The sequence below is a fragment of the Pantoea sp. X-Soil-TKNS-1280 genome, from assembly GCF_059730475.1.
In genome coordinates this window covers 3,429,168-3,441,474 of record NZ_AP035962.1, presented here as the reverse complement: position 1 = coordinate 3,441,474, position 12,307 = coordinate 3,429,168, and the positions used below count along the sequence as shown (strand labels likewise).

At 56.8% G+C, this 12,307-nt stretch carries 7 protein-coding genes; 6 read left to right on the top strand and 1 reads right to left on the bottom strand.

Annotated features, from left to right (window positions below):
* Window positions 1-165: 165 nt before the first annotated feature.
* Complete coding sequence (galR, locus tag AC6I8X_RS15935; protein ID WP_299460139.1) at window positions 166-1,167, bottom strand: HTH-type transcriptional regulator GalR; 1,002 nt, start codon at window positions 1,165-1,167, stop codon at window positions 166-168.
* 195 nt (window positions 1,168-1,362) lie between these two features.
* On the opposite strand from galR, the gene AC6I8X_RS15930 reads away from it, so the two are divergent.
* The 6 genes from AC6I8X_RS15930 (at window position 1,363) to AC6I8X_RS15905 (ending at window position 12,221) form a co-directional block, all read left to right on the top strand.
* Window positions 1,363-3,636 carry a molybdopterin-dependent oxidoreductase gene (locus tag AC6I8X_RS15930; RefSeq protein WP_497840095.1) on the top strand — a complete coding sequence of 758 codons (2,274 nt, stop codon included), beginning with the start codon at window positions 1,363-1,365 and terminating at the stop codon, window positions 3,634-3,636.
* A gap of 275 nt (window positions 3,637-3,911) precedes the next feature.
* Window positions 3,912-5,642 carry a penicillin-binding transpeptidase domain-containing protein gene (locus AC6I8X_RS15925; protein WP_299460145.1) on the top strand — a complete coding sequence of 577 codons (1,731 nt, stop codon included), beginning with the start codon at window positions 3,912-3,914 and terminating at the stop codon, window positions 5,640-5,642.
* Between the two features lie 424 nt (window positions 5,643-6,066).
* Window positions 6,067-6,255 (top strand): YlcI/YnfO family protein, encoded by a 189-nt coding sequence (locus AC6I8X_RS15920; protein WP_084876526.1) that lies wholly within the window; start codon window positions 6,067-6,069, stop codon window positions 6,253-6,255.
* A 289-nt stretch (window positions 6,256-6,544) separates the two neighbouring features.
* Window positions 6,545-7,681 carry an efflux RND transporter periplasmic adaptor subunit gene (locus AC6I8X_RS15915; RefSeq protein ID WP_313685362.1) on the top strand — a complete coding sequence of 379 codons (1,137 nt, stop codon included), beginning with the start codon at window positions 6,545-6,547 and terminating at the stop codon, window positions 7,679-7,681.
* 9 nt (window positions 7,682-7,690) lie between these two features.
* Window positions 7,691-10,825: an efflux RND transporter permease subunit gene (locus tag AC6I8X_RS15910; protein ID WP_497840094.1), complete on the top strand. Its 3,135-nt coding sequence runs from the start codon at window positions 7,691-7,693 to the stop codon at window positions 10,823-10,825.
* Window positions 10,815-12,221 carry an efflux transporter outer membrane subunit gene (locus AC6I8X_RS15905; RefSeq protein ID WP_497840093.1) on the top strand — a complete coding sequence of 469 codons (1,407 nt, stop codon included), beginning with the start codon at window positions 10,815-10,817 and terminating at the stop codon, window positions 12,219-12,221. Before AC6I8X_RS15910 ends, AC6I8X_RS15905 begins: the two co-directional genes overlap by 11 nt.
* Window positions 12,222-12,307 lie beyond the last annotated feature (86 nt).

Here is a 12,307-nt window from a genome sequence, read left to right as displayed (position 1 = left end):
CTTTCCTCCTTAAATTTCTATCGATCCTTGCTGGCGTGGCCAGAAAAGTCCGGCACAGGTATCGGCAGAAACGTTAAGAAGATGAGGGGTATTTAACAGTTACATTCCAATTTTGTGATGAATGCCCAGGGCGATTTGCATCGCCCTTACGGATAGCGACAAAATTTAACCCGGCCCGCTCACCGAATGGCGGCGCACCAGCGTCGGGCTGAACATGTTAGTCACTTCCGGCATCGGCGTATCATTGGCCAGCGCTAAGGCCAGCTGCGCGGCCTGCTGCGCCATGGTGACAATCGGGTAGCGTACCGTGGTCAGACGCGGACGGACGTAGCGCGACACCAGCACATCATCGAAACCAATCAGCGACATCTCTTCCGGTACGCGGATGCCGTTGTCACTCATCACTGCCAGTGCGCCTGCGGCCATAGAATCGTTATAACAAGCCACCGCCGTGAACTGTTTGCCGCGGCCAAGTAGCTCGGTCATTGCCTGCTCGCCGCCTACTTCATCCGGTTCGCCCCAGGCAACCAGCCGGTCGTTGCTCGGCAGGCCGTGTTCCTTCAGCGCATCGTAATAGCCTTGCAGGCGATCTTCGGCATCCGAAATGGTGTGGGTGGAGCAGATAAAGGCGATTTGCGTGTGGCCCTGCTGGATCAGATGACGTGTTGCCAGCCAGGCTCCGTAGCGGTCGTCCAGCGCGATGCAGCGTGATTCAAACCCTTTCAGCAGCCGGTTGAGCAGCACCATCCCCGGCACCTGCTTCATCAGCACTTCCAGATCCGCGTCCGGGATTTTTTTGGCATGCACCACCAGCGCATCGCAACGATGGCGCATCAGTTGCTCAATCGCCTGACGCTCTTTTTGCTCATTATGGTAACCGTTACCAATCAGCAAAAAGTTACCGGTCTGACCCGCCACTTCATCCACCGCTTTCACCATCGCGCCGAAAAACGGGTCGGAAACATCGCCGACCACCAGGCCGAGGGTTTCGGTGGATTGCTGTGCCAGCGCGCGTGCGTTGGCGTTCGGGTGATACTGCAACTGCTCCATTGCCATGGTGACGGCGAGGCGTGAGTTCTCGCTGGCCTTGGGGGAATTATTAATCACGCGGGATACGGTCGCGACCGAGACCCCAGCCATTCTGGCAACATCCTTAATGGTAGCCATTCGTTAACCTGCTTCCGGGAAAACGTTTACACATGCCACCAGTGTTACGGAAATCACTAATCGTCGCAACCCGGCAGAATGCCAGCGCTGTCGCAAAAGTGCGGAAAATCAGACGGTCGCGGCCAGGCTTTAGCCCGATACGCCGCGCATGTTATGCTGCCAGAACTCACAACACCTGCCTGCCGGACCATAACCATGAAAACACGCGTGCCACACCTGGCGCACTGGGGCGCTTTTACCGCCGTAACGGAGCATGATCGCCTGACTGGCTGCGAACCTTTCTTCGCGGATGCCGATCCTTCGCCGATGCTGAATACCATCCCCGAACTGGTTTATTCGGATAAACGTATTCGCCAGCCGATGGTGCGCCGTTCGTGGTTGAAATCACGGGAGAACAGCGATCGTACCCTGCGTGGCCGGGAAGATTTTGTCGCGGTGGACTGGGATACCGCGCTGGACCTGGTGGCGGAAGAAAATCGCCGGGTGCGCGAACGTTACGGTGCTTCCGGCATTTTTAACGGTTCTTATGGCTGGTCATCGGCCGGGCGCGTCAACCATGCCCGCACCCTGATCCGTCGCTTCTATTTTCAGGGCGGCGGCGGCGTTGACCAGCAGGGCAACTACAGCTGGGGCGCAGCGCAGTTCTTTTTACCTTATGTGATTGGTACCTATATGCCGCTGACCGGTCGCGTCACTGACTGGCCGGACGTGGTGGCACATGCGGAGATTTTTGTCGCCTTTGGCGGGCTGGCGCTGAAAAATGCCCAGGTGGCGTCCGGCGGGGCCGGGCAGCACAGCCTGAAACCGGCGCTGGAGCAGCTGACCGCTAAAGGTACGCCAATCATTAACATCAGCCCGATGCGTGATGACTGTCCGGCGTTCGTCAACGCAGAGTGGATTCCGATTCGACCCAATACCGATGTGGCGCTGATGCTGGCGCTCGGGTTTGAAATCACCCGGCGTCAGGCGGTGGATGAGGCCTTTCTTGCCAGCCACTGTACCGGCTGGCCGCAGCTGCGCGCTTATCTGCTGGGCGAAAGCGACGGCGTGGCGAAAACCCCGGAGTGGGCCAGCCAGATTACCGGCATTCCGGCGGCGCGTATTGCACTGCTGGCGCAACAGCTGATCGGCAAACGCAGCTTTATTACCTGTTCCTATTCGGTACAGCGCGCTCATCGTGGCGAGCAGCCGTACTGGATGATGATTGCGTTGTCGTCGATGCTGGGCCAGCCCGGTTTGCCGGGTGGCGGCTTCTCGTTCGGTCATGGCTCAATGAACAGCGTTGGCAATCCGCGTCAGGAAGGTCCGGCACCGCTGATGAGCACTGGCCCGAATCCGTCTGGCCTGTCGATTCCGGTGGCGCGCATCAGCGATATGCTGCTCAAGCCGGGACAGCCTTATAGCTTCCAGGGCGAGACGCTGCATTATCCGGATATCCATCTGGTGCACTGGGCCGGTGGCAACCCGTTCCATCACCATCAGCAGCTGAATCGCCTGGTTGAAGGCTGGCAGCGCCCGGATACCGTGGTGGTGCAGGATATCGTCTGGACGCCTGCGGCGCAGATGGCGGATATCGTTTTACCTGCCACCACCACGCTGGAGCGCAACGATATTGGCGGCTCCTCGCGTGACCGTTTTGTGCTGGCGATGCATCAGGCGATTAAACCGCAGCATCAGGCGCGTAATGACTTCGATATCTTTGCCGATCTCGCTGACCGCCTCGGCTATCGTGATGTCTTCACCGAAGGACGCAACGAGATGCAGTGGATCGAGCATCTGTATCAGCAATGCGCGGTGGCCCATGCGCGTAAAGGGATCCACTTCCCGGAGTTCGGTGAGTTCTGGCAGCGCGGCTTCGTGGAGATTCCGGAAGGGGGCACCCCTTACGTGTTTATGGATGAATTCCGCGCCAACCCGGTTACCCATCCGATTCAAACCGCCAGCGGTAAAATCGAACTGTTCTGTCAGACCATCGCCGATTATCAACTGGATGATTTTGCCGGTCACCCGGAATGGCGCGAGCCGCAGGAGTGGCTGGGGGCGGCGCTCAGTGAGCAGTTTCCGCTGCATATGATTTCAATTCAGCCATCCGATCGTCTGCATAGCCAGCTGGATGCCACCGCCACGGTGCAGGCTAACAAAACCGCCGGACGCGAAACGCTGTATATGCACCCGCAGGACGCGGCGGCGCGCGGGATTGTCGATGGCGATGAGATCGACGTCAGCAACGCGCGTGGGCGGATGCTGGCCGGGGTTCGCCTCACCGATGGTCTGACACCGGGCGTGGTAATTATCTCCACCGGAGCCTGGTTTGACCCTGGTTTTGGCCGCGCCTGGCAGCCGTGGGACCGCGCAGGGAACCCCAATGTGCTGACGCTGGATATCGGTACCTCGTCGTTAACTCAGGGGCCGAACGCCATGAGTTGCCTGGTGGAAATCAAAAAACATGAGGTTTGCACAATCCAGTAAGAATCTCATCGCTGGTTACATTTTGCGGGTAACTGTTGCGTTTGAGAGATGGAATCCCGTCTCTGCGCCTTGCTACAGTCAGGGTCCCAGAGGTATTGATGGGTGAACATCAAAAAGTTTTCTTGATTACACCGACCTGCGCAGATGCGCAGGTTTTTTTTGTCTGCGCCCCACGCTAACGAACTGAAACACAGTTTTCCTGTTATCCCGCCTCGCCTTTCTTTATAACTGCTGCGATAGCCCCCGTTTTACTTTTTAATTGCAGTGGTAATACCATGGCCCGAATAAAAAAACTTCTGGGAAAAGACCAGATCCAGGCCCCATTCAATCCGTTTCGTTTTCGCCTGATTTGTTTAGGTGTGCTCGGTTGTATGGGTCTGCTACTGGCACGCGTCGCTGATTTGCAGCTGATTAATCATCCGATGCTGGAACACGAAGCGGATCAGCGTTCGCTGCGTACCGTCACGTTGCCAACTAATCGCGGCACTCTGCTGGACCGTGACGGCGAAGCGCTGGCGCTCAGCGTCCCGTCCCGCGATATCATTGCCGACCCGATGCGGGTACTGGAAAGTAACCCCGATTTTACCAGCGCCAAGTGGGCCTATCTGGCTAATGCGCTGAATATGCGGCCGGATCAGCTGGCACAGCAGATTGTCGCCAACCCGAAAAAACGCTTCCTGTACCTCGGGCGTAAAATTGAGTTAAGCATCGCCAAAGATATCGCGGCGCTGCGCCTGAAAGGCATCAGCTCGGTGTACGACGACAGCCGTTTCTATCCGATGAGTGAAGCTGCTGCGCCATTGATTGGTATCGTCGGAGCGGATAACAACGGGCTGAATGGACTGGAAAAAGGTTTTGACCGCTTGTTGCAGGGCGAAGAGGGTAAAGAGGTTTATCGCCAGGACAAAAACGGCAATATCATCTCGATGATTGATTACCAGCCACCGCAACAGCCACCTACGGTGCAACTCAGCATCGATAAATTTGACCAGTACACGTTGTACAGCAAACTGCGCGATGGCGTGCTGCTGAACAAAGCAGACTCCGGCGCGGCGGTACTGGTGAAAATCGATACCGGTGAAATTCTGGCGATGGCGTCTTACCCCTCGTTCAACCCGAATAACTATGATGGCGCGACCCCCGCGCAGATGCGCAACACGGCGATAAACGACAGCTACGAACCCGGCTCCACGGTGAAACCGCTGGTGGTGATGGAAGGGCTGGAGCGCCATCTGGTGCGACCGGATTCAGTGATCGATACCACGCCTTACTCGGTTAACGGTCACCTGATCCGTGACGTTGGCCACTGGCCGCGTCTGACCATGACCGGCATTTTGCAGAAGTCGAGCGACATCGGGGTCTCCCATATTGCGCTGGCGATGCCTGCTGAGGCGCTGGTGAATACCTATCAGGCCTTTGGTCTCGGCAAACCCACCGGATTAGGGCTGACCGGCGAGAGCGTCGGTTACTTCCCGCTGCATCGTGAGCGTTGGGCGGATATCGAACGCGCGACCTTTGCCTTTGGTTACGGCCTGCGCGTCACGCCGCTGCAAATTGCGCGTGAATACGCCACGCTGGGGTCGTATGGCATCTATCGCCCGCTGTCGATCACCAAGGTGACGCCACCGGTACTGGGTAAACAGGTGGCCGATCCGCAAATCGTGCAAACCGTGGTGCATATGCTGGAGAGCGACGTATTGCCAGGGGGAACCGGGGTGAAAGCCGCTGTGCCGGGCTACCGACTCGCGACCAAAACCGGTACCGCAGAGAAGATGGGCAGCAGCGGTAAATATGATGGCGGTTATGTCAACTACACCGCAGGCATCGCGCCTGCCAGCCATCCGGAAGTGGCGCTGGTGGTGATGATCAACCATCCGACCGCCGGTGACCACTTTGGTGGTTCGGTGGCGGCTCCGGTCTTCGGCAACATTATGGGGCCGGTGCTGAAACATATGAACATCGCGCCCGACGCCATCTACAGCAAACCAGCACCCGATAAATCTTAACGAAATCATGATGTAAACGAGGTGGTGAAGTTTTCACACCTCGTTGCATTTCCCCGAATTCCGTTGCGTTTTCCCGCTGTCGTCAGCACACCGTTGATGCGAGGATGAAAGTCCCAGAGGTATTGATGGGTGTGAAGAACGGCAGCACACGCTGCTCACCCTGTTCTGTTGCACCGACCCACGCAGATGCGTGGGTTTTTTTTGCCTGCGATTCAGAGCCAAATCATGATGGTCAGGCAATGCTAAAACGCTCACACCTCTTATCTATCCCTTAACGTTCCCCCGCCAACAAAAAAATATCTCGTCGTGTAACGTATGCCACAACGCACCGCGATGTCGCATTCCATCAAGGTCCGCCAGCCCCTTACTGTGTTGGTAGCGCAGGTAAGGGGCGTATTTATTGCCATCCGTTGAGTGAAACCCTATGCCAAAACTCAAAGACCGAACGCCGAAAGGTGAGGGCCGCTCGGCGGCATTCCAGCTGCGTATCCATCCGGAATTGCATGATCAGCTCCGTGCGCTGACCGATGATGACAACGTGACGCTTTCCTGCTGGTTAAAGGATTTGGCGCGTCGGGAGCTGCGCCGCCGTGGTATTGAACCGAAAGGTTAACAATGCGCGATAAATCGCGCCGCTACAATGGGATGCAAAGTTTAGCAGTGGCGCTAACAAACGCAGTTACCGTAGCGGCGCGATTTATCGCGCTATAACAAATTGACGGGGATGAAAACCCGCAAAAAGCTAAAAAACACAGCGATTTATCGCACGAAAGGTTTACCATTTTCGTTTCGAAAATATGTTTTACGCAACCTTAACAGCTGTGTAGTTGCACCCTGCCTACAATGACTTTCCTTGAGAGTAATCATTCTCATTACTTTTACCCATCTTATTGAGAAAAACTATGCGCCTGAAACTTCTTTCTGCCAGCGTCGTGTTTTTACTGGCAGCCTGTGATCAGGGCGGAGCTACACCCGCCGCGTCTGCGACGCCGCAAGTCGGCGTTGTCACCCTGAAAACTGAGCCTGTTACGCTGGTGACGCAACTGCCTGGCCGCACCACGGCGGTAAGAACCGCTCAGGTGCGTCCGCAGGTCAGCGGTGTGATCCAAAAAATACTTTTCACCGAAGGGGGAGAAGTGAAAGAGGGCCAGCCGTTGTATCAAATCGACCCGGCCACGTATAAAGCCGCTTATGACAAAGCCATGGCGACCTGGCAAAACGATGCCATGCTGGCGAAACGCTATCAGCCACTGGCGGCCGCCCACGCCATTAGCCAGCAAACCTACGATGATGCGGTGGCGGCCGAGCGCGAAGCGAAAGCCGATGTGGAAACCGCCAAAGTGAATCTCGACTACACCCTGGTGAAAGCACCGATCTCCGGTCATATCAGCCGTTCGATTTACACCGCCGGTGCGCTGGTCACTGACGGGCAAACCGATTATCTCGCCACCATTACCCAGCTTGATCCCATCTATGTCGATGTGAATCAGTCGTCAACCGATCTGCTGCACCTGCGCCGCGCGCTGGCTGACGGCAAGATCGCGAAGATCGACGATAACACTGCCGCCGTGGGCCTCTCGCTGGAAGATGGCAGCCAATATGGCGCGCAGGGCAAACTGGCCTTCTCGGAAGTGAATGTGGATACCGCCACTGGCACCGTGGTGCTGCGCGCGGTGTTCCCGAACCCGAAAGACGAGTTACTGCCGGGGATGTATGTGCACGCCAGCTTCCCGCAGGGCGTCCAGCAGCAGGGCATCCTGGTGCCGCAGGAATCCATCATGCATGACACCAAAGGCCAGCCTTACGTCTATGTGGTGAAAAGCGATGACACTATTGAGCAGCGCAGCATCAGCACCGGCGAGATGATCAAAGGGGAGTGGCTGGTGACCGGAGGCTTGAAAGAGGGCGAGAAGGTGGTGGTAAACAATCTGCAAAGTGTACGCAGCGGCGTCAAAGTGACCACCACGGCGGCCGATACCAATGACACGCCTTCCGCCAATGCCGTCAGCCTCTCCATGACTGATGCTGCGGCACAATAAGGGGGCGTAATGTCTAAGTTTTTTATTGAACGCCCGATATTTGCGTGGGTGATCGCGATCATTGTGATGCTGGTGGGGGCGATTGCGACGCTCAAACTGCCGGTTAACCAATACCCCGATATCTCACCCCCGGCGGTGTCGATTTCCGTCACCTATCCCGGTGCCAGTGCCGAAACCACGCAAAACACCGTGGTGCAGGTGATTGAACAGCAACTTAACGGCCTGGACGGTCTGCGTTACCTCGAATCCAGCAGTGCATCCGACGGTAGTGCGCAGATCATCGCCACCTTCAACCAGGGGATTAACCCGGATATTGCGCAGGTACAGGTGCAGGACCGCGTTTCTCTGGCGGAGTCGCAATTACCGACCGATGTCACCCAGCAGGGTATCCGCATCCGTAAGTACCAGAAAAACTTCATGATGGTGGTTGGCCTGATTTCGAAAGACGGCAAGCTGACCAACGGTGACCTCGCGGATATGCTGGTCTCCAAACTGGAAGACCCGATTTCACGTACCCCAGGTGTCGGTGACTTTATGGTGCTGGGTTCCGAATACGCCATGCGTATCTGGCTCGATCCCGCCAAATTGTACAAATACAACCTGATGCCGAGCGATGTCAGTACCGCGATTGATAATCAGAACGTGCAGGTGTCTTCCGGTTCGCTGGGCGGTCTGCCGACCATTCAGGGCGCAAAAACCCAGGCAACGGTACTCGGCAAAACCCGTTTCACCACGGTAAAACAGTTTGAGAACGTGCTGCTGAAAGTGAACAGCGATGGCTCTCAGGTACGCCTGAAAGATGTGGCATCGGTAGCACTGGGGCCACAAAGCTACGGCATTGACGCCACGCTCAACGGCAAACCGGCGGCAGGTATCGCGTTGCGTCTGGCAACCGGTGCCAACGAGCTGAACACCGCGAAAGCGGTCCGTCAGACGATTGCCGATTTGAAAGAGTCGCTGCCGGATAACGTGGAAGTCACCTATCCCTACGACACCTCACCGGTGGTGAGCGCGTCGATTGAAGAAGTGGTAAAAACGCTGATCGAAGCCGTGATACTGGTGTTCTTCGTGATGCTTGTCTTCCTGCAAAACCTGCGCGCGACCATGATCACCACGCTGGTGGTGCCGGTGGTTCTGCTGGGTACTTTCGGTATCCTTGCGGCCTTCGGCTACAGCATCAACACCCTGACGATGTTCGGGATGGTGCTGGCGATAGGGCTGTTGGTGGATGATGCCATCGTAGTGGTGGAGAACGTCGAGCGTGTGATGCACGAAGAACGGCTCGATCCGAAAACCGCCACCATCAAATCGATGCAGCAAATCCAGGGGGCGTTGTTCGGTATCGCGCTGGTGCTGTCGGCGGTACTGCTGCCGATGGCGTTCTTCGCCGGATCAACCGGGGTTATCTATCGTCAGTTCTCGATAACCATTGTGTCGGCGATGGCGCTGTCGGTGATTATGGCGTTGATCTTCACCCCGGCGCTGTGCGCCACCCTGCTGAAAGCCAGTTCGGCCGAGCACAAAACCACGGGATTTGCCGGTTGGTTTAACCGCAAGTTTGATAGCGGTGCGATGCACTACACCCGCGGCGTGAGTAAAGTCATCTCACGGCGTGGGCTGTTTATGGTGGTGTATCTGGTGATTGTCGGGGTAACGGGCTTTCTGTTTACCCGCGTACCGACCACCTTCCTGCCCAATGAAGACCAGGGCTTGATGATGGTGCAGATGACCCTGCCGGTAAACGCCTCGTCGCAACGTACCCAGCAGGTGATCAACGACCTGAATGATTACCTGCAAAAGAACGAAGCTTCCGTGGTCACCACCACCTTTGGCGTGGCGGGCTTTAACTTTGCCGGTCGCGGTCAGAGTAACGCCATGGCGTTTGTGCGTCTGAAAGACTGGGGGGAACGAACCCATAGCGGCCAGAGCGTACAGGATTTGGCCAACCGGGTAATGGCGCATTTTGCCAATTACAAAAACGCCAAAATCTTTGCCATGGTGCCGCCTGCGGTGATGGAGCTGGGTAATGCCACCGGCTTTGACCTCTATTTGCAGGATACCGGCGCGCACACCCATCAGCAGATGATGGATGCCACGCATCAGTTAATTGCCCTGGCGAACAAAGACCCGCGTCTGGCTCAGGTACGCATGAATGGCCTGGAAGATGAGCCGCAGTATCAACTGGAGATTAATGACGAAAAAGCCAGCGCGCTCGGCCTGAGCATGACCGACATCAACAACACCTTGTCGGTGGCCTGGGGCTCCAGCTATATCGACCAGTTCATGTACAACGGTCGTGTCAAAGAGGTGTACCTGATGGGGAAAGCGGATTCCCGCGTGACGCCGTCCGACCTCAATAAATGGTACTTCCGCAATACCAGCGGCACCATGGTTCCATTCTCCGCCTTTGCCTCCGGTAAATGGGTGTATGGCTCGCCGCACTTCGAACGCTTTAACGGCCTGACGGCGGAAGAGATCCTCGGTTCCCCGGCTCCGGGTAAAAGTACCGGTGAAGCGATGACAGCGGTTGAGGAGCTGGCGAAGCAGCTGCCGAGCGGTTTCCGCGTGCAGTGGTACGGCATCTCTTATGAGGAGCAGGCATCAGGCAACCAGACCACTCAGCTGTATGCCATCTCGATTCTGGTGGTGTTCCTGTGCCTGGCGGCATTGTACGAAAGCTGGTCGATTCCGTTCTCGGTGATTCTGGTGGTGCCGCTTGGCGTGCTGGGCACCATCTGCGCGGTGTTGCTGCGCGGCTTGCAGAACGATGTGTTCTTCCAGGTAGGGCTATTAACCACCGTCGGGCTGGCGGCGAAGAACGCCATCCTGATTGTTGAATTTGCTAAGGAACTGCACGAGCGGGAAGGCAAGAGCCTGGTGGAAGCGGCGGTGGAGGCAGCCAGACTGCGTATCCGCCCGATCATCATGACGTCAATGGCCTTTATCCTCGGCGTGCTGCCGCTCACCATCTCTAACGGTGCGGGCGCAGGTAGCCAGCACTCCATCGGTACGGCGGTGGCTGGCGGGATGATTACCGCGACCTTCCTCGCCATCTTCTTTGTGCCGATGTTCTACGTGGTGGTGTCGCAGTTCTTCGCGCGTAAGAAAAACGCATCCGCAGAGGGGGTGCAGCATGATAACTAAAACCTTTAACTGGGCGCTGCTGCCGCTGGCTGCTGCCCTGGGCTTAACCGGCTGTACCATGGAGCCGCATTATCAGCGCCCATTGATGCCGGTGGATGCCCATTACGATCAGCCCACCGCAGTGGGCAATGTGGCGGATTTGCCGTGGCAGAATTTTTTCACCGATGCCACGATGCGTAATCTGATCCAGCTTTCACTCGATAACAACCGCGACCTGCGCGTCGCGGCCCTCAATGTCGAAGAGGCGCGTAACGATGTCACGGTGCAGCGCGCTGCGCTGATGCCGTCAATTGACGCCACGGCCAGCCAGACCTCGGCGCATGAGCCGGGCAATCTGTACAACACCCAAACCAGCGGTCCGATCACTTACCACGAGCTGAACGCCGGTCTGGGCGTCACCTCATGGGAGCTGGATTTCTTTGGTCGTTTGCGCAGCCTGCGCGATCAGGCGCAGGAAACCTATCTCTCGACCGCAGCAACCGAACGCGCCACCCGTATCTCGCTGATCTCCGAAGTCGCGACCGCCTGGTTGACCCTGTGCTCGGATAACGATCTGCTGCATCTGGCGCAGCACACCGCCCAGAGCCAGCAGGATTCGTACCGGCTGACCAAAATGAGCTATGACGGTGGCGTCAGCAGCGACCAGGACCTGGCCGAAGCAGAAAGCACAGTGCGTGCGGCCGAGGCGGATGTTGCCAGCTACACCCGTCAGGTACGCCAGGATGTGGATGCGCTGCGTCTGCTGGTGGGCACCGATCTGCCGGTGTCGCTGCTGTCCCATGCGTCGCTGGATGCCAACTGGCAGTTCCCGGCCACACCAGCCGGATTGCCGTCAGATTTGCTGACGCGCCGTCCGGATGTGATGGCCGCCGAACATACGCTGAAAGCCGCTAATGCCAATATCGGTGCAGCGCGCGCGGCCTTCTTCCCGAGCATTACGCTGACGGCATCCGGTGGCTCCACCAGTAGCTCGCTTGGCAGCCTGCTGGGTGGCGGTACCGGTGCCTGGTCGTTTGTCCCCTCGATTAACCTGCCGATTTTTGACGGCAGCAAAAACGAGGCTAACCTGAACATCGCCCATATCGAAAAACGCATTGAGATCGCCAACTATGAAAAAGCGATCCAGACCGCGTTTAAAGAAGTGAACGATGCGCTGGCTGGTCAGGACACCTGGCAGGATCAAATGACGGCCCTGCAAAAAGAGGTAGGTGCGAATCAGCGCGACTACGACTATTCTGAATTGCGGTATAAGCAGGGCGTTGATAATTATCTCAATGTGTTAGTGGCTCAACGTTCTCTTTACAGCGCACAACAAACGCTGATTAGCGCGCATCTGGGCCAGTTAAGCCAGAAAATCACGTTGTACAAGGCACTCGGCGGCGGCTGGAAATCCTGAGGATCTTAACGATACCCTTACGGTTTAAGCATGGAATAAAATATGTTTTTCAGCCGATAATACGCGCAGTAATGATTTACCTTTGA